Below are 18596 nucleotides of genomic sequence, written 5' to 3' on the forward strand. Positions count from 1 at the left end.
CTCGGTCAGCACTCCCACTCGACGCGACTGAACAGGTAACCCTTGCCCCACACGGTCTTGATCTTGCGCGCCTCGCCGGCACTGTCGTCGAACTTGCGGCGTAGCTTGGAAATGGCCACATCCACCGAGCGGTCGGTGCCGTTGAACTCGATGCCGCGCAGTTGCTGGAGAATACGGTCACGGCTGAGCACCACACCGGCATTGCGTGCCAGCACCACCAGCAGGTTGTATTCGCCGCTGGACAATTCCACCTCTTCACCACGCCAGCTGACCAGGCGCTCGGCGAGGTCGATGCGCAAGCCGCCGATGAGGATCTGGTGGTTGTCCAGGCGCGGCTCGTTGACACTGCTGCGGCGCAGCAAAGTGCGCACGCGGGCCAGCAGCACACGTGGCTCGCAGGGTTTGGTCACGTAGTCGTCGGCGCCCATTTCCAGGCCCAGCACCTGGTCGTGGCTGTCGTCGCGGGCGGTCAGCATCAGGATCGGCAGGCTCTGCGATTCCTGGCGCAGCAGGCGGCACAGTTGCAGGCCATCGATACCCGGGAGCATCAGGTCGAGAATCACCAGGTCGGGGTTGTCCTGGCGGAAGGCGTCCAGTACGTGGTCGCCACGGGCAATCACCCGGACGTGGAAATCGTTGCGTTGCAGGTAGCTGGCAATCAGCTCGGACAACGCGCTGTCGTCTTCGACCAGGAGAATGTTGGGCATAGGGCTTACAGGAATGATTGTGGATATCCTTACTGGCCTCTTCGCGGGCATGCCCGCTCCCACAGGGACCGCACAAGATTCGAATGCTGCGCTGCACCTGTGGGAGCGGGCGTGCCCGCGAAGAGGCCGGCACAGATTGAATAGATGCAGAATATAGAATCCTACAAACCGGTAGGACTGTTCTTAACACTTTTTCACACAGGTCCTACAGGTGTTAACAGCCGCCCGAGGAACGGTTGCCTTAGTATACGCAGGGTCATCATCGGAAGATCCGCATGCCTATCACCCTCCCCCCGCGCCTGCGCCCCGTGGCGCTCGTGGCGCTGCTTGCCCTGCCCCTGGCCGGTTGCGACAACGCTGCCGAACAGGACGAAAAACAACCCGTTCCCCAGGTCCGGGTCGAAACGCTGCAACTGCAGCCCCTGGCCATCAGCACCGAACTGAGCGGGCGCATCCTCGCCCCGCGCACGGCCGAAGTACGCGCTCGCGTCGCCGGCGTGGTGCTCAAGCGCGTCTATCGCGAAGGCAGCGACGTCAAACAGGGTGATGTGCTGTTCCTCATCGACCCGGCGCCTTTCAAGGCCGACCACGACAGTGCCCGCGCGGCCCTAGCCAGGGCGCAAGCCACGCTGTACCAGGCGCGTCTGCAAGAACAGCGCTACCGCCAGTTGGTCGACGACAAGGCGGTCAGCCGCCAGGAATACGACAACGCCCGCGCCGCCTTCCTCCAGGCCGACGCAGCCGTTGCCGAAGCCAAGGCTGCGCTGGAGCGTGCCCGCCTGAACCTGGGTTACGCCACGGTCACCGCGCCGATTTCCGGGCGCATCGGTCGCGCCCTGGTCACCGAAGGTGCCCTGGTCGGTCAGAACGAGACCACGCCGCTGGCGACCATCCAGCAGCTGGACCCGATCCACGCCGACGTGACCCAGTCGACCCGCGAGCTCAACGCCCTGCGCCGTGCGCTGCGCGCCGGTGAGCTGCAGCAGGCCGGCGACGGCCAGGCCCGCGCCACCCTGATTCAGGACGACGGCAGCGCCTACCCGCTGCCGGGCAAGCTGCTGTTCTCCGACATCAGTGTCGACCCCAGTACCAACCAGATCACCCTGCGCAGCGAGTTCCCCAACCCGGAGCTCGACCTGCTGCCGGGCAGCTACGTGCGCGTGCGCCTGGAGCAGGCCGTGCAGCCCAAAGGCCTGAGCGTGCCGCAGCGGGCCATCCTGCGTGACAGCGCCGGGGTGCCGAAAGTGCTGGTGGTCGACGACCAGGCGCGCATCAGCGAACGCCAGGTAGTACTGGGCAATGCCCAGGGTGACCGCTGGCGGGTCACCGAGGGCCTGGCGCCCGGGGAGCAGGTGGTGGTCGAAGGCCTGCAGCACGTCAAGGCGGGCGACCAGGTCCAGGTCCAGGTCGACCCCGCCGCGCAGCCCATCGTCCAGCACACCGGCCAGTGAGGGCCTGACCCATGCCGCAGTTCTTCATCGACCGCCCGATCTTCGCCTGGGTCGTCGCGCTGTTCATCCTGCTCGCCGGCGCCCTGGCCATCCCCCAGCTGCCAGTGGCCCAGTACCCCAACGTGGCGCCGCCGCAGGTCGAGATCTACGCCGTGTACCCGGGCGCCTCGGCGGCGACCCTGGACGAAAGCGTGGTCAGCCTGATCGAGCAGGAGCTCAACGGCGCCGACAACCTGCTGTACTTCTCGTCGCAGAGCAGCCTGGGCAGCGCTACCATCACCGCCACCTTCGAGCCCGGCACACACCCCGACCTGGCCCAGGTCGACGTGCAGAACCGCCTCAAGGTGGTCGAGTCGCGCCTGCCGCGTCAGGTCACCCAGCAAGGCCTGCAGGTGGAAAAGGTGTCCACCGGCTTCCTGCTGCTGGGTACCCTCACCTCGGAAGACGGCAGCCTCGATGAAACCGCGCTGTCCGACATCCTGGCGCGCAACGTGATGAACGAGATACGTCGCCTCAAGGGCGTCGGCAAGGCGCAGCTGTATGGTTCCGAGCGCGCCATGCGCATCTGGATCGACCCGCGCAAGCTGATCGGTTTCAACCTCACGCCCAACGACGTGGCCGAAGCCATCGCCGCGCAGAACGCCCAGGTCGCCCCCGGCAGCATCGGCGACCTGCCCGCCCGCAGCACCCAGGAAATCACTGCCAACGTCGTGGTCAGGGGCCAGCTGAGCACGCCCGAGGAGTTCGCCGCCATCGTCCTGCGCGCCAACCCGGACGGCTCCAGTGTCACCGTCGGCGATGTCGCCCGGGTCGAGATCGGGGCCCAGGAGTACCAGTACGGCACCCGTCTGAACGGCAAGCCGGCCACCGCCTTCAGTGTGCAGCTGGCACCGGGCGCCAACGCCATGGAAACCGCCACCCTGGTGCGGGCGAAGATGCAGGAGCTGGCGCGCTACTTCCCTGAGGGGGTCAAGTACGACATCCCCTACGACACCTCGCCATTCGTCAAGGTGTCCATCCAGCAAGTCATCAACACCCTGTTCGAAGCCATGCTGCTGGTGTTCGCAGTGATGTTCCTGTTCCTGCAGAACCTGCGCTATACGCTGATCCCGACGCTGGTGGTGCCGGTGGCGCTGATGGGCACCTTCGCCGTGATGCTGGCCATGGGCTTTTCCGTCAACGTGCTGACCCTGTTCGGCATGGTCCTGGCCATCGGCATCCTGGTCGACGACGCCATCGTGGTGGTGGAGAACGTCGAGCGGATCATGGCCGAGGAAGGCCTGCCGCCCCGGGAGGCCACGCGCAAGGCCATGGGCCAGATCAGCGGCGCCATCATCGGCATCACCGTGGTACTGGTGGCGGTGTTCCTTCCCATGGCCTTCATGAAGGGCTCGGTGGGGGTGATCTACCAGCAGTTCTCGCTGTCGATGGCGGTGTCGATCCTGTTCTCGGCGTTCCTTGCCCTGAGCCTGACCCCGGCGCTGTGCGCCACCCTGCTCAAACCGCTGGCCAAGGGCGAGCACCATGAACGCAAGGGTTTCTTCGGCTGGTTCAACCGCCGCTTCGAAGGCATGAGCAACGGCTACCAGCGCTGGGTACTGCAGGCGCTCAGGCGCAGTGGCCGCTACCTGCTGGTGTACGCCGTGCTGCTGGCCGTGCTGGGTTACGGCTTCAGCCAATTGCCCACTGCATTCCTGCCGACCGAAGACCAGGGCTACACCATCACCGACATCCAGCTGCCGCCTGGCGCAAGCCGCATGCGGACCGAACAGGTGGCGGCGCAGATCGAGGCGCACAACGCCGAAGAACCCGGCGTGGGCAACACCACGGTGATTCTCGGTTTCAGTTTCTCGGGCAGCGGCCAGAACGCAGCGCTGACCTTCACCACGCTCAAGGACTGGTCCGAGCGCGATGCCGATGCCAGTGCCCAGTCGATCGCCGACCGGGCGACAATGGCCTTCACTCAGCTCAAGGACGCCGTGGCCTTTTCCGTGCTGCCTCCGCCGATCGACGGCCTGGGCGAATCGACCGGGTTCGAAATGCGCCTGCAGGACCGCGGCGGCATGGGCCATGAGGCGCTGATGGCCGCCCGCGACCAACTGCTGGCCGGCGCGCACGAGAGCAAGGTGCTGGCCAACGTGCGCGAATCCTCGCTGGCCGAAAGCCCGCAGGTGCAACTGGAAATCGACCGCCGCCAGGCCAACGCCCTGGGCGTGTCGTTCGCCGACATCGGTTCGGTGCTGAACGTTGCAGTCGGCTCCAGCTACGTCAACGACTTCCCCAACCAGGGCCGTATGCAGCGGGTGGTGGTGCAGGCCGAAGGCGACCAGCGCAGCCAGGTGGAGGACTTGCTGAAAATCCACGTGCGCAACAGCAGCGGCAAGATGGTGCCGCTGGGCGCGTTCGTCCAAGCCAAGTGGGTCAGCGGCCCGGTGCAGTTGACCCGTTACAACGGCTACCCGGCAGTGTCGATTTCCGGCGAACCGGCAGCGGGCTACAGCTCGGGCGAAGCGATGGCCGAGATCGAGCGCCTGGTCGCGCAGCTGCCAGCCGGCGCTGGCCTGGAATGGACCGGCCTGTCGCTGCAGGAACGCCTGTCCGGCAGCCAGGCGCCGCTGCTGATGGCCTTGTCATTGCTGGTGGTGTTTTTGTGCCTGGCGGCGCTGTATGAAAGCTGGTCGATCCCCACTGCGGTGCTGCTGGTGGTGCCGCTCGGCGTGCTCGGCGCGGTGCTGGCGGTGACCCTGCGCGGCATGCCCAACGACGTGTTCTTCAAGGTAGGCCTGATCACCCTGATCGGCCTGTCGGCGAAGAACGCCATCCTCATCATCGAGTTCGCCAAGCACCTGGTCGATCAGGGCGTGGATGCCGCCGACGCCGCCGTACAGGCCGCCCGCCTGCGCCTGCGGCCGATCGTCATGACCTCGCTGGCGTTCATCCTCGGCGTGGTGCCACTGGCCATCGCCACTGGCGCAAGCTCCGCGAGCCAGCAGGCGATCGGTACCGGGGTGATTGGCGGGATGCTAAGCGCCACCTTGGCGGTGGTGTTCGTGCCGGTGTTCTTTGTGGTGGTGATGCGTCTGGCGGCGCAGGGTGGAATGAAGCGTCGGCAAACCGATGTGCAGACCACCGCCGAACATTGAGGGGCGTGCGGTCAGGAGAGCGCCGTCTGGAATGCTCTCCTGGTCGCGCCAGCATCGAGGTTAATTCACGGCTTCTTTAAGGGATTTCCCGGCTTTGAACGTGGGTACTTTGGCGGCGGGAATTTTGAGCGGTTTACCGGTCTGAGGGTTTCGCCCTTTCCGTGCTGCTCTATGCCTGATGGCAAAGACGCCAAAACCCACCAGGTTTACCGAATTGCCTTCACGCAATGCCTCTCTCACAGACTCTGTGATTGCATTGAGCGCTTTACCGGCTGTTGCTTTGGAAATCTCAGCGGCATCTGCAATAGCATCTATAAGCTCGCCTTTATTCATATATTCTCTCCCTGATTCAGTGGGCAACTGCTGTCTAATGGTCTCGCTGCGCCATTTAAAGTCCGTTCCAACCTCCTCACAACTGGCAAAAATATCAGGTACAAGGACACCGCCCAATGAACATCCACCTACCCCCTTGCTCCGTTCTGATCCTTGCTGGTGGTCGCGGTCAGCGCATGGGCGGCCGTGACAAGGGGTTGATCGAGTGGCGCAACGAGCCGTTGGTGGCGCACGTGCAACGCGTGGTGCGGCCGCTCAGCGATGACCTGGTGATTTCCTGCAACCGTAACCAGGACGTGTATGCGGCTTATGCCGATCAACTGGTGGGCGATGCCGACGCGGATTTCCCTGGGCCGCTGGCTGGGGTGATTGCCGGGCTCAAAGCAGCGAAGCATGATTGGGTGGTGCTGCTGGCTTGCGATGCGCCGTTGGTTGACCGGGCGTTGATCGACGCGTTGCGGCAAGTGGCAGTGACCGGTGACAGTGGCGCCATGGTGCGTCAGGGCGGGTATTGGCAGCCAATGTTCAGTGTATTGCCGCGCCGCGTGCTGCCGGTGCTGGAGCAGGCTTGGGCGGCGGGTGAGCGCAGCTTGCAGAAGGCCTTGCTGCGCGAGGCGGTGCAGGGTCTGGAATGTGGCATGGATGATCCCAGGCTGAGCAATTTCAACAGCCCGGAGTTGCTGCAAGGCTGATAACGCGGCCTCTGTAGGAGCGGCCTTGTGTCGCGAAAGGGCTGCACAGCAGCCCCGGCAAAATCTGCATCATCGCTGAAATCCTGGGGCTGCTTTGCAGCCCTTTCGCGACACAAGGCCGCTCCTACAAAGTCCGCGCAGGGCGGTCAACCGGTAGCCAGCTCCTCGATGCTGATCTCGCGCATCCTGAACTTCTGCACCTTGCCGGTCACCGTCATCGGGAATTCGTCGACGAAGCGGAAATACCGGGGCACCTTGAAATGTGCGATCCGCGCCTTGGCATACTCGCGTAGCTCGTCCTCGCTCGCGGTATGCCCAGGGTGCAGGCGCACCCAGGCGACGATTTCTTCGCCATACCGGCTGCACGGCACGCCAATCACCTGCACATCGGCAACCGCCGGGTGGGTGAAGAAAAACTCTTCCAGCTCCCGTGGGTAGATGTTCTCGCCACCGCGAATGATCATGTCCTTGCTGCGCCCGACGATGCGCACGTAGCCCTGCTCGTCCATCACCGCCAGGTCACCGGTGTGCATCCAGCCATCACGGTCGATGCTCTCGGCGGTGGCCTTGGGGTTGTTCCAGTAGCCCAGCATCACGCTGTAGCCACGGGTGCACAGCTCGCCGACCTCGCCACGCGGCACAGTGGCTCCGTCGGCGTCGATGACCTTGCTCTCCAGCTGCGGCTGGGTGCGGCCGACGCTGGTCACGCGGCGCTCCAGGTCATCGTCGGGGCCGGTCTGCAGCGACACCGGGCTGGTCTCGGTCATGCCGTAGGCGATCTGCACCTCGGCCATGTGCATCTCGCCGATCACCCGGCGCATCACTTCGATCGGGCAGGTGGCGCCGGCCATGATCCCGGTGCGCAGGCTCGACAAGTCGAAGTCGCCGCGCTGCGGGTGGTCCAGTTCGGCGATGAACATGGTTGGCACGCCATACAGTGCCGTGGCCTTTTCCTCGGCCACGGCGCGCAGGGTGGCCAGCGGGTCGAAGGCGTCATTGGGGTAGATCAGGGTGCTGCCGTGGGTCATGCAGCCGAGGTTGGCCATGACCATGCCGAAGCAGTGGTACAGCGGCACCGGCACCACCAGGCGGTCGTGCTCGGTCAGGCCCAGGCTTTCGCCGACCATGTAGCCGTTGTTGAGGATGTTGCTGTGGCTGAGCGTGGCGCCCTTGGGAAAACCCGTGGTGCCGGAGGTGTACTGGATGTTGATCGGATCGTCGCAGCGCAGTTGCGCCTGGCGCTCGGCCAGGGTTTCACGGCTGACGGACTCGGCGCGGGCCTGCAGGTCGTGCCAGGCAAGGAAGCCAGGCGGTGGTGAAACGGCAAGGCTGACCACCCCGCGCAGATCGGGAAAGCGCTCGCAGACCAAGGCGCCAGGTTGACCGGCCGCCAAACCGGGAATCAGGCCCAGCAGCATGGCGTGGTAATCAGAGGTCTTGAAGGCGTCGGCGCAGATCACCCAGCGGCAGCCGGACTGACCGAGGGCGTAGTCCAGCTCGCTGGAGCGGTAGGCCGGGTTGATGTTGACCAGGATCGCACCGACCTTGGCGCTGGCGAACTGGGTGATGCACCATTCGGCGCAATTGGGTGCCCAGATCCCTAAGCGGTCGCCAGGTTGCACGCCCAGGGCCATGAGGGCGCGGGCGTGCTGGTCGACGGCGTCGGCCAGTTGCTGCCAGGTGTAGCGCAAGGCCTGGTGACGGACCACCAGCGCTTCGCGGTCGGGGAAACGGGCGACGGTGGTGTCGAAGGCGTCGCCGATGCATTGGGTAAGCAGGGATATGTCCTGATTGCCCTGGGAGTAACTGGGTTGGCTCATCAGATTACGCACCCTTTGAGATTGCCGGGGGCGCTTTGCGCCCCTTTCGCGACACAAGGCCGCTCCTACAAGAGACCGCATTCCCCTGTAGGAGCGGCCTGGTGTCGCGAAAGGGCTGCGAGGCAGCCCTCTGCCATTACCTGACAAACACCTGCGGCGTGGTGGTGGACATGTCACCGCCTGGCAGCTTGATGTTCTTCACCTTTTCCAGCGTATCGGGGTCGAACACCGCCAGGTCGTTGAAGGTACCGCCCAGGTACAGCTTGTCACCCTTCTTGTCGAAGGTGACGCAGTAGTAGCTGTGCTCCAGATTAGCCGCCTTGATCAGCTTGCGCTGTTTGATGTCGTACTTGGCCAGGTGGTTGAGTACCCCGTAGATCTGGTTCGGGTCTTTCGGCGAGCGCAAGCCGGTGAAGTAGATCTCGGTCAGGTTGGCGAATTCCTGGGTGTGAGTCTTGCCGGTCTTGAGGTCGATGCTCAGGTAACCGTACAGAAACTCGGCCTCGTTCGGGTCCTGCTTGGCGTCCTTGAACTTGGCGATGGTGTAGAGCATCGAGAACTCGTGGCGCGGGCTCTGGTGCGGCCAGAAATACAGCACGTCCGGGGCGCTGTAGCCCTTGCGGTTCCAGTTGCGCAGTGGCAAGGCCACGGTGTATTTGCCGGTCTTCACGTCCATTTTGTAGATATCCGGCCCGGCAACGAACAGGCTGCCATCGTCGGCAGTGCGCATCAGGTAGACCTGGCGCGGCATCGGGAAGGTACGCACCGGCTTGGCCTGCAGGCCGTCGGCAGTGCTGAACACTTCAAGGCGTGGCGGTTTGACCACGTAGTGATCGTTCAGGCGCTGGGTCGGGTTGACCGTGGCATACACCTCTTTGCCGTCCGGGCTGATGGCGAACGAATACATCGACTTGCCGACTTCGCCCGGCACGCTGGACAAGTTGGCGTGGAAGGTGGTCTTGCAGGTGTCCAGGTCGATGCCGTAGATGTCGGCATAGTGGTTGTTGAGTACGTAGGCGGTGCGGTTGTCCGGCGCCATCATCGCCGTGCCGGGGCCGAACCTGTCGGGCATCTGGCAGCTCTTGTATACCGTGTCGCTGGCCACGTCGACGACGTGCAGGTTGTTCGGGTAGTTGGTGGTGATCAGGTATTCCTGGCCAGCCTTGAGGGCCGGGCCGGCATCATCGGCCTGTACCGCCCAGGCGCAGGCCGTGGCGGCGATGGTCAGCGCGAGTTGCGCGCAGCGTCCAGCTTTCATGCGGTTTCCCCTTGTCATTCTTGTTGGGCCGGTCACTTGTCTTTCGGGAACACGGTGCCGAGGTTGCGCCAGTCGTCCTGGGAGTTGGTGGCCTGGGCGTTCCAATCCTGGTAGGTGCTCATCATGTCCGGCACCTGGGCCGGCCACCAGCAAGGGTCGGAGCATCCGTACAGGTCGGCTTCCATCGGCTGGCACAGCGAACTGACGCCACCAAAGGCGTCCACTTCCCAACCCGGGTCGGTGGTGGCGGTGCAGCCGGCCACCGCGCTCATGGCCATGACTTCGTCGACGCGGTCTTCGGCGGCGGCCTGTTCGAGGATGCGCGCCTTGTTGTTCAGGGGCTTCAAGTGCTTCATGTCAGTGCGCCTTCCGCGGGGTGATGTAGCGGTCGATGAAGGCCGGGTTGGCGGCCATGATGCGGCTGTAGACTTCGATGCCGAAGTCGACCCAGTCGCGCATCAGTTCGCAGTAGTGATAGGTCGGGTGCTGCGGGTCGCCGTAGCGGGCGTAACTCTCGTGGTAGCAGCCGCCCGAGCAGAGGTTGCGGATGCGGCAGCTGTCGCAGCCGGTGTTGCTGCGGTCCAGGCGCTGGGACAGGAAGTCGTTGAGCTGCGCCTGCTTCACGCCCTGGTGCACGTTGCCGAAAGTCGGCAGGCTGGAGCCGGTGAAGCGGTGACACAGGTTCAGCTCGCCCTCGTGGTCCACGGCCAGCATCTTCAGCCCGGCACCGCACGGCAGGGCCTTCTTGTGGCCTTCGTGGATGTCGGTGATCAGCTGGTGCAGGTTGGAGAAGCCGATGTTGCGATGTTCCAGCGCCGCCTCCAGGTATCGGCGGCCAAGTGCCTTCATGTTGGCGAACACCTGCACCAGCTCTTCGCCGGTCAGGTTGAAGTCGGCCATGTCGCCGGAGGTGACCGGGGCAAAGCCGACTTCGGCGAAGCCCATTTCGTTGAACAGGTGGTTCCAGATGGTTTCGACATCGGTGATGCCACGGGTCAGCGTGACCCGCGCACCCACCGGGCGACTGGTGTAGCGCGACAGCAGCAGGTCGGCCTTGCGCCGCACCACGTCATAGGTGCCCTGCCCGCCCACGGTGATGCGGTTGCGGTCGTGCACGGTCTTGGGGCCGTCAATGCTGATCGACAGGCCGAAGCGGTGGGCGTTGAGCCAGTCGATGATCTCTTCGGTGAGCAGCGTGGCGTTGGTGGTCATGATGAATTCCACCTGCTTGCCGGCTTCGGCGAAGCGCCGTTCGCAATAGGCGACCATGTGCTCGATCAGTGGCCGGTTGGACAGCGGCTCGCCGCCGAAGAACACCACGCTGTAGCGCTGCTCGTCGGGCGACTCCTTGAGCAGCATCTCCACCGAGGCCTCGGCGGTGGCGGCGCTCATCTTCTTGCCGGCGGACGGTTTGTCCAGGTCTTCCTTGTAGCAGTAGGTGCAGCTCAGGTTGCAGCCGGTGTTGACGTTGAGCACGACCGTGTTCAGCGCCGTGCGCTCGACCTGCCTGAGGGCGATTTCCGGGGTCAGCGGCGAGCCGTCGCTGACCAGCTCCAGCGCGATCAGCTCGCGCAGGGTGTCCTGGATATCGTCGCCGGCAAACTGCTGGCCAAGACGCTGCATCAGCTCCTCGGCCGAGCAGCCTCGCTGGCGCAGGGTGTCGATGATGCCACCGGTCACCGCGTCGGCGGTGAACAGCGAACTGCTGGGGATGTGGAACAGCATGCGGTCGGCATCGACCTGCACTTCGTGCAGGTTGCGTTCGACCAGATTGAGTAGCGCGCCCATGGCGACCTCCCGATAATCGATTCGTTGGAAAACCCGTCAAGCCCTGCCCTTACGGCAGCGGCGGGTTGTTCCAGCGTTGCACCGCGACGATCATGTGGCCCTCGCCCTTCTGGCCGCCATCGGCAAGTGTGGCGATGACCTTCAGGTTACCGGCATTGTTGGTGCCCATCTTGCGCGCAGGGTTGGGGCCAGCGCCGCCTGGCACGAACACGCCATCGGCCTGCATCTGCCCGGCGAACTTGACGTCCTCGTCCTCGCCGGCGCGCTCGTTGAACGGCTCGACCGACCAGGTGGCCGGCAGGTAGCCGATGCGCAGCGGCTGGCCACTGGCGTCCTTGCCCCAGGCTTCGGCCTCGAAACGGCCCTGTACCTTGGGCACCGAGGCGCCGTTCTCGCCAATACGGGCAATGGAGAACGCCGGCACTACCTTCACTTCCTCGACCTTGTCGTAGACCGCCAGGTTGACGCCCTTGAGCTCACCCACCGCGACCTCGCGCTGGCCAGGCTTGGCATCCGCTGCAGCACGGGCTTTGACGCGCACCAGGGTCGGAGTCTGTTCCAGCACTTCGGTCACCTCCACGCCGTCACCCAGTGCAGGCTTGCCGGACAGCCCGGTGCCGACGAGGGTGATTTCGCTTTCGCCACCGGCCTTGATGAAGGCTGGCTGAACCGCCAGCAGGCGGGCCTTGCCTTCTTTGGCGGCGGTGAAGTCCAGGCCACGCTCGTCGTGATCGGCTTCGAACATGCGGCCCTTCATTTCGCCATCCAGCGCAGCGAATACCTGGCGCAGGTTGCTGTCGCCGACCTGTACATTGCCGCGCCACTCATAGCCGTTGTAGAGCATCGCCGTGCCACTGCCGTTGAACGGTGTGCCGTCGGCGTAGCTGCCTTTGACCTCGACCTTGAAGGTATCGCCCTGGTCGGCGCTGACGGTCATCACCCCGTGCACATCGCCCTTGGCCAGCATGTGACCGCTGAACGCCCACTGCCCGGGCAGCGCGTCGGCGGTCGGTTTGGCCTTCTGCCAGGCGGTCCAGGCCGGGCTGTCCAGCGGGAAGCGCTTGGCCAGGTCCGGCACCACTTGCTTGAGGGCGATTTCCAGCCAGTCGCGGTCACGCGCCTGAGCCTGGTACTCGAGGGACGGCCATTGGCCGAGGTGGAAGTTGATCAGGTGTTCCCATTCCTGCGCCGGGCGGCGCTGAAGGGCGACACGGGCACCGGAGTGGCAGCGGCCGCAGGTTTCGCTGAGCTGGGTGTCGAAGTGCTCGACGGTGTTGAGCCTGCGCTCCATGGCGTAGCGCACGCCATCGGTCTCGCTCGGCGCCAGGCCCTGCTTGTCGGCCAGGTACTTGACCAAGGTGCGACGGTCGTCGTCGCTGATCTGCAGGCCATGCATGATCTGCATGCGGGCGATGCTCATCAGCCAGCCTTCGGGTGTCTTGCGCTGGTGGCTGATGCGGCTGTAGGTATCGTTGCCTTCGGGGATATGGCACCCCATGCACTTGTTCTGCAACAGGCTCGGGCCCTGCTCGGCCGCCATGGCCTGGGTGCCCAGCAGTGCGGCGGCGACTAGCGCCAGTTTGCCCGCATGCCGCCGGAGTCGAGTCGTGTTCAAGGTCAGACCTCCACGGTTGTTGTTCTTATCGTTTTTCGCACGCTTTGGTACAGCAGGTGTGCATGTGACGGTTGTGATACAGAAACTGTGCCAAGTGGAGCAAAAACGTTGTATTTCAGGCTTTTAGCTATCTTGGAAGACCGTATCGCCATGAGACCCACAGGGCTTGGGCGTGCCATTTCGCGACTGGGTGTTTCATCCTGAGACAGGGCCTGCTGAGCAGGCCATTCGCGGGTAAACCCGCTCCCACAAAAATCGCGCAGAGCCCGGGTTCAGCGCTGTACCTGTGGGAGCGGGTTTACCCGCGAAGAGGCCGGCAAAGGCGGTGTTTCATCACCGTCTCACACCGTCTCAATGTGCAACAGCGCACGCCGGCAATCACTGCCTTGCACCACCGCAAAATCTAGGCAGTTCAGCACCTTGCGGTCATTGGGCGACCTTGGCACGGGCATTGCGCCAGTGCCCGTCACATCCAATGACAAGAGGCACAGCCCCATGCTTTCCGAACTGCCGATTCTGCCCGCCACCCGCGCCTTCCTCGAACGCAAGCTGAAGATGCGCATCGGCGCCGACTGGCAGGACGCCTCCAGTGGACGCACCCTGGCGTTCCGCAACCCGGCCACGGGTGAGATCCTCGGTGAAGTGCCCGCCGCCGAGCAGGAAGACGTCGACCGCGCCGTGCGCGCCGCCCGCCAGGCCTTCGATGACTCGCCGTGGAGCCGCGTGCGCCCGCGCGAGCGGCAGAACCTGCTGTGGCGCCTGGCCGACCTGATGGAGCGCGACGCACAGCAACTGGCGGAGCTTGAATGCCTGAACAATGGCAAGAGCGCCGCGGTGGCGAAAGTCATGGACGTGCAACTGGCCATCGACTTCCTGCGCTACATGGCCGGCTGGGCCACCAAGATCGAAGGTAGCACCGTCGAGGCATCCATGCCGTTGATGCCCGACGACCAGTTCCATGGCTTCGTGCGCCGCGAGGCCGTCGGTGTGGTCGGCGCCATCGTCGCCTGGAACTTCCCGCTGCTGCTGGCCTGCTGGAAGCTCGGCCCGGCCCTGGCCACCGGCTGCACCGTGGTGCTCAAGCCCGCCGACGAAACCCCGCTGACCGCGCTCAAGCTGGCCGAACTGGTCGACGAGGCTGGCTACCCGGCCGGGGTCTTCAACGTGATCACCGGCACCGGCCTGAACGCTGGCGCCGCCCTGAGCCGCCACCCGGGCGTGGACAAGCTGACCTTCACCGGTTCCACCGAAGTGGGCAAGCTGATCGGCAAGGCGGCCATGGACAACATGACCCGCGTCACCCTGGAGCTCGGCGGCAAGTCGCCGACCATCGTCATGCCCGACGCCAACCTGCAGGAAGCCGCCGCCGGCGCCGCCACGGCGATCTTCTTCAACCAGGGCCAGGTGTGCTGCGCCGGTTCGCGCCTGTATGTGCACCGCAAGCACTTCGACAATGTGGTGGCCGACATCGCCGGCATCGCCAACGGCATGAAGCTCGGCAGCGGCCTGGACCCGGCCGTGCAGATGGGGCCGCTGATCTCGGCCAAGCAGCAGGACCGGGTCACCGGTTACATCGAGCTGGGCCGCGAGCTGGGGGCGACCATCGCCTGTGGCGGTGAAGGCTATGGCCCAGGCTACTTCGTCAAACCGACCGTGATCGTCGACGTCGACCAGCGCCATCGCCTGGTACAGGAAGAGATCTTCGGCCCGGTACTGGTGGCGATGCCGTTCGACGACATCGACGAAGTGATCGGCATGGCCAACGACAACCCCTACGGCCTGGGCGCGAGCATCTGGTCCAACGATCTGGCAGCGGTGCACCGGATGATCCCACGGATCAAGTCCGGCTCGGTGTGGGTCAACTGCCACAGCGCGCTGGACCCGGCATTGCCGTTCGGGGGTTACAAGATGTCCGGTGTCGGGCGTGAGATGGGGGCGGCGGCCATCGAGCATTACACCGAGCTCAAGTCGGTGCTGATCAAGCTCTGACTTACAGCCTGGGGCTGCTTCGCAGCCCTTTCGCGACACAAGGCCGCTCCTACAAGGGAATGCGTATCCTGTAGGAGCGGCCTTGTGTCGCGAAAGGGCCGCACAGCGGCCCCAGGATCTCAGCGGTAACCCTGCTCCCCCAGCCACCGCCGCAGCATCATCTGATGTTCCATAGGTTTCCCATTCAAAACGGTATCGAGCGATTCACCTGCAAGCACACTGAACACCACCGGCGCCAGCTCGATCCCCTGCAAATGCCAAACCCCCAACGGCTGATCCGCCGTCACCACCACTTCAGCCTCATCCACAAAGCCATCGCGCAATACCGGCCGCCGCGCTACCTGCACCGCCGCCCAGTCCGCCGCCACATGCAACGGCTGCGCATCCGGCCAACCCTGTCGCCGCGCCCAGAACGCCAACCCGGCACGCCTTTGCTCCTGCCCATAGAAATCCCGCCCGATGCGGGCAAAACGCAGAAACAGCTGCTCGATCCGCTGCTGATGAAACTGCTTCGCCAATGCGGCGCGCTCAGGCCGGCGCAACAAGGTGTTGATCACCACCGGTGCCTGCAAGGCCGATGACAGCGACTGGAAAATGCCATTCCCCGACAATGGGTCAACCGCCATCGCCGCATCCCCCACCCTTAACCAGTCATCCCCCACACAGTCGCCGGCGAGGATCGCCGTGCTGCTACGGGCATGCACCTGCGCAGGCTCCAGCGCACGGGTATCGAACAATTCGGCCACCAGCGACGATGCACCTCGGCGTGCGGCGCAGTATCGCGGCAGCTCCGCCTTCCCCGGCAGCCCTTGGGCGTCCAGCGTAATCTGCCAATAGCAACGCCCATCGGCCAGCCTGGCCATCCAGGCCCAGCCATCGTCCAGGCTTTCGACTGCCGACGCGGGTGTGCCTGGCTCTGCCTGCCAGAGGTTGAGCAGGCTGACCGTTTCCGGGCCACGCAGACGGTCGGCCGCCAACGGTGCCTGGCGACCGCGCGCTTCGACCAGGAAGTCGCCCTGCAGCACCTGCCCGTCATCCAGCCGGACCTGGTAGCCCTCGGCACGGGAGACTTCGCGAACGCGCCCTTGCATCAAGGTTACCCCTGCCCGCTTCAGGTCATCGCGCAAGGCGCGGTCGAATCGCTGGCGATCGAGGAGAAATTCCTGATTGAGTTGCAGGTGCTGTTCATTCCAACGCACCTGGCGGGCCGCCGGTACTGCGGCCTCGGCCAGGGCGCCGCCCAGGCCGGCATGGCGCAGCCCTTCCAGCACTCGTTGCGAAACCCCTTCCACGGCAGCAAAACGCCGCCAGTCGGATACCACCGTTACCGGGTAGCCCAGCCGGCGCAAACCAAGCGCAGTTGCGGCGCCGGCCGGGCCGGCACCAAGAACCAGGATGTGTGGTTCAGGCATCCACTGCACCTCGTCGCTCCGGGCCGCTGAAGGCGGCATGGGCCCGCAGCCAGGCATAGACCTGCTGGCGGTCCAGGCTGGGTTGCTGCTGCAAAAGGGTCGCGATCCGCCCGCTCACCGCCGCACAGCCAAGGCTCGCACCAGCCCGCCCGCGCTCACCTACATGGCCACCGAAATCGGCCTGGGCGCTGCCCAGCCATGACCACTGCCCCGGCGCGCAGCGAGCATCGCCGGTGATGCGGATAACTTCCGGGTACGCCGCCGGGTACACCGCACTGCCCTGCGCCGGACTGGACGCGCACAGCAGCACGCCGGCCTGCTGCACTTCAGCGCAGGCCTGGCGCAGCACCACCCGGTCCTGCTGCAAGCCAAGGCTGAGATTGATCAGCGTCACGCCCTGCTCCGCCAGCCAGAACAACCCGGCGGCGACCTGCAAGGCGCTGGTACTGCCTTGATCGTTGAATACCTGGGCCAGCAGCAACGGCAGTTCGCCAGCCTCGGCTTGCAGGCTGGCCAGCACCGCGCTGCCATGGCCGAGCAGGTCCGGTTGCAGCGCACCCTCGCACAGCACGCCTTCGTCCAGCCAGAAGCGCCGTGCCGCGACCAACGCCTGCGAGGGGGTGCAACCACTGTCGATCACGCCAACCTTGAACTCAGTGCCCATGCCGGATTGCCTCCCGGGGCAATACGCTCAACTGGCCAGCGTGCAGATGCAGGTGCAAATCAGCATCGGCCAGGGTCGAGGCGCGGTGGCTGATCAGAATGCGCGTGCGCCCGGCGAACAGTTCGTCGATGGCGGCGATCACTTCGCGTTCAGTGGCTTCGTCCACCGCCGAGGTGGCCTCGTCGAGCACCAGGATCGAAGGTGCCTGCAGCACCGCCCGGGCGATGGCGATACGCTGTTTCTGCCCGCCGGAAAGCTGCTGGCCGCGCTCACCGAGCAAGCCGTCCAGCCCCAGTGGCAGGCTCTGGACCAGGCTCTCGAGGTGGGCGAGTCGCACCACCCGCTCCAGCTCCCCACGGCTGGCCTGCGGGGCACCGTAGGCAAGGTTTTGCGCCAGGGTGCCACGGAACAGCACGATGTCCTGGCTAACCACGGCGATGCGCTGACGCACGGCGGCCAAGTCGAGCTCGCGCAGGTCGGCGCCGTCGAGCAGAATGCGCCCGGCATCCGGGTCGTAAAAGCGCTGCAACAGGTCGATCAAGGTCGACTTGCCGACGCCGGAGGCACCGCTGATGGCGACTTTCAGGCCACCGGCAATACAGGCATCGACCTGCGTCAGCACCGCGCCCTGGCGCCCGTCATGGGCAAAACTCACGCCCTCCAGGCGCAACTCGCCCGGCCCTTGCGGCATGGGCCTGGGCGAGTCGGCCTCGCGCACGGCTACGGCTTCCTGCTTCAATTCCATCACCCGGCCCAGGCTCACCGCCATGCGCTGCACCGCCACATACAGGCCCAACAGGCTCTGCACCGGGCCGACCGCCATGCCCATGTAGGTGGAAAACGCGATCAGCGCGCCGAGCTGCCAGGTGCCCTGGATCACCCACCAGCCACCGACCAGGAACGCGCAGGCGCGGCACCACGAGGTCAGGGTGCCGGGGATTGCCTGAGTGAAGAATTCGGTGACCTGAACCTTGAGCAACTGGCGCATGTAGCCTTGCCCCAGTTGGTCCAGGCGCCCGGCCTCGCGGCCTTGCTGACCGCTGGCCTGGATGAACTTCATGGCCGGCAGGGTCTCGACCAGGAACGACGAAACATCCGCCGAACGTTCGCGCAGGCTGCGCACTTCGCGCTCGACCTTGCGCCGCATCCAGCGCAGCCACAACACTTCGATCGGGATCAGCAACGCCAGCAGCAACGACAGTTGCCAGGACAGCATCAGCATCAGCGCCACCGCGCCGACCAGGCCAATCACCGCCGACACCGCAGAGAACAGCGAGTCCACGGCAAAACGCTGGATCTCGGCGACATCGCCGTCGAGCCGCGAGAGGATGTCGCCGGTACGCCGGCTCCCGTAGAAGGTCGGCGACAGCTGCTGCAAATGGCGGTACAGGTCATCGCGCAGGGCAAACAGGATGCGCCCTGAAAGGCGCGTGTGCAGGTAGCGGTTGACGCCCGCCAGCACAGTACCCAGCAAGCCGGCGGCGATCATGATCGCCGCCATGTGCCAGAGGGTCTGGTAATCCTTGGCCAACAGCCCGTCGTCGATCAGCGTCTTGACCAGCCAGGGTTGCGCCAGGGCCAGCAGCGAGGCGCCCAGGGACAAGCCCAGCAGCACGCCGATCGCCCGTCGCTGGGGGCGCACGAAGCCATACAGCCAGGCCAGGGCCTGGCGCATGAGTAGCGGGTTGCTGGATTCCACCAGCCTGGCGAACAGGTTACCCATG

14 protein-coding genes are annotated in these 18596 nt (G+C 65.0%); 4 read left to right on the forward strand and 10 right to left on the reverse strand.

The genetic code is table 11. The annotated features are described in order from the left end of the window. Window positions 1-5: 5 nt before the first annotated feature. Entirely contained in the window at window positions 6-707 is a 702-nt protein-coding gene (locus tag ACIPW4_RS10750; protein WP_060507321.1) for a response regulator transcription factor, read from the reverse strand. A gap of 275 nt (window positions 708-982) precedes the next feature. Between ACIPW4_RS10750 and ACIPW4_RS10755 the strand changes: the two genes are divergently transcribed. Both ACIPW4_RS10755 and ACIPW4_RS10760 read left to right on the forward strand, forming a co-directional pair. After that, window positions 983-2158: an efflux RND transporter periplasmic adaptor subunit gene (locus tag ACIPW4_RS10755; protein WP_400657482.1), complete on the forward strand. Its 1176-nt coding sequence runs from the start codon at window positions 983-985 to the stop codon at window positions 2156-2158. Window positions 2159-2169: 11 nt separating this feature from the next. Continuing rightward, on the forward strand, window positions 2170-5301 hold the full coding sequence (locus ACIPW4_RS10760; protein WP_400657485.1) for a multidrug efflux RND transporter permease subunit: 3132 nt from the start codon (window positions 2170-2172) through the stop codon (window positions 5299-5301). Between the two features lie 60 nt (window positions 5302-5361). Here ACIPW4_RS10760 and ACIPW4_RS10765 read toward each other — a convergent pair whose 3' ends face one another. After that, the gene (locus ACIPW4_RS10765; protein WP_400657488.1) at window positions 5362-5634 is read right to left on the reverse strand and encodes an HU family DNA-binding protein; all 273 of its coding nucleotides are present in this window, start codon (window positions 5632-5634) and stop codon (window positions 5362-5364) included. A gap of 116 nt (window positions 5635-5750) precedes the next feature. Here ACIPW4_RS10765 and mobA point away from each other — a divergent pair, with 116 nt between their 5' ends. Beyond that, complete coding sequence (gene mobA / locus ACIPW4_RS10770) at window positions 5751-6326, forward strand: molybdenum cofactor guanylyltransferase MobA (RefSeq protein ID WP_400657491.1); 576 nt, start codon at window positions 5751-5753, stop codon at window positions 6324-6326. A 146-nt stretch (window positions 6327-6472) separates the two neighbouring features. On the opposite strand, the gene ACIPW4_RS10775 is transcribed toward mobA, so the two are convergent. The 5 genes from ACIPW4_RS10775 to peaA all read right to left on the reverse strand — a co-directional run bounded on the left by ACIPW4_RS10775 (window position 6473) and on the right by peaA (window position 12807). Next, window positions 6473-8146 carry a fatty acid CoA ligase family protein gene (locus ACIPW4_RS10775; protein ID WP_400657493.1) on the reverse strand — a complete coding sequence of 558 codons (1674 nt, stop codon included), beginning with the start codon at window positions 8144-8146 and terminating at the stop codon, window positions 6473-6475. Window positions 8147-8282: 136 nt separating this feature from the next. Next, on the reverse strand, window positions 8283-9404 hold the full coding sequence (gene peaD / locus ACIPW4_RS10780; protein WP_400657496.1) for a quinohemoprotein amine dehydrogenase subunit beta: 1122 nt from the start codon (window positions 9402-9404) through the stop codon (window positions 8283-8285). 32 nt (window positions 9405-9436) lie between these two features. Next, window positions 9437-9760 carry a quinohemoprotein amine dehydrogenase subunit gamma gene (qhpC, locus tag ACIPW4_RS10785; protein WP_400657499.1) on the reverse strand — a complete coding sequence of 108 codons (324 nt, stop codon included), beginning with the start codon at window positions 9758-9760 and terminating at the stop codon, window positions 9437-9439. Between the two features lies 1 nt (window position 9761). Further along, the gene (gene peaB / locus ACIPW4_RS10790; protein WP_400657502.1) at window positions 9762-11192 is read right to left on the reverse strand and encodes a quinohemoprotein amine dehydrogenase maturation protein; all 1431 of its coding nucleotides are present in this window, start codon (window positions 11190-11192) and stop codon (window positions 9762-9764) included. A 49-nt stretch (window positions 11193-11241) separates the two neighbouring features. Then, window positions 11242-12807, reverse strand: a complete 1566-nt coding sequence (gene peaA, locus ACIPW4_RS10795; protein WP_400657505.1) for a quinohemoprotein amine dehydrogenase subunit alpha — start codon at window positions 12805-12807, stop codon at window positions 11242-11244. A 495-nt stretch (window positions 12808-13302) separates the two neighbouring features. Here peaA and ACIPW4_RS10800 point away from each other — a divergent pair, with 495 nt between their 5' ends. After that, window positions 13303-14796, forward strand: a complete 1494-nt coding sequence (locus ACIPW4_RS10800) for an aldehyde dehydrogenase family protein (protein ID WP_400657508.1) — start codon at window positions 13303-13305, stop codon at window positions 14794-14796. 119 nt (window positions 14797-14915) lie between these two features. Here the strand turns inward: ACIPW4_RS10800 and ACIPW4_RS10805 are convergent, their stop codons facing one another. The 3 genes from ACIPW4_RS10805 to ACIPW4_RS10815 are packed head-to-tail and all read right to left on the reverse strand — an operon-like array spanning window position 14916 to window position 18595. Then, entirely contained in the window at window positions 14916-16208 is a 1293-nt protein-coding gene (locus ACIPW4_RS10805; protein ID WP_400657511.1) for an NAD(P)/FAD-dependent oxidoreductase, read from the reverse strand. Beyond that, window positions 16201-16872, reverse strand: coding sequence for a S8 family serine peptidase (locus tag ACIPW4_RS10810; RefSeq protein ID WP_400657513.1), 672 nt, complete (start codon window positions 16870-16872; stop codon window positions 16201-16203). The genes ACIPW4_RS10805 and ACIPW4_RS10810 overlap by 8 nt, the downstream gene beginning before the upstream one ends. After that, complete coding sequence (locus ACIPW4_RS10815) at window positions 16862-18595, reverse strand: ABC transporter ATP-binding protein (RefSeq protein ID WP_400657516.1); 1734 nt, start codon at window positions 18593-18595, stop codon at window positions 16862-16864. Before ACIPW4_RS10815 ends, ACIPW4_RS10810 begins: the two co-directional genes overlap by 11 nt. Window position 18596 lies beyond the last annotated feature (1 nt).

The sequence above is a fragment of the Pseudomonas sp. NPDC089996 genome (assembly GCF_044748405.1).
In the GTDB taxonomy this organism is placed as follows: Bacteria; Pseudomonadota; Gammaproteobacteria; order Pseudomonadales; family Pseudomonadaceae; genus Aquipseudomonas.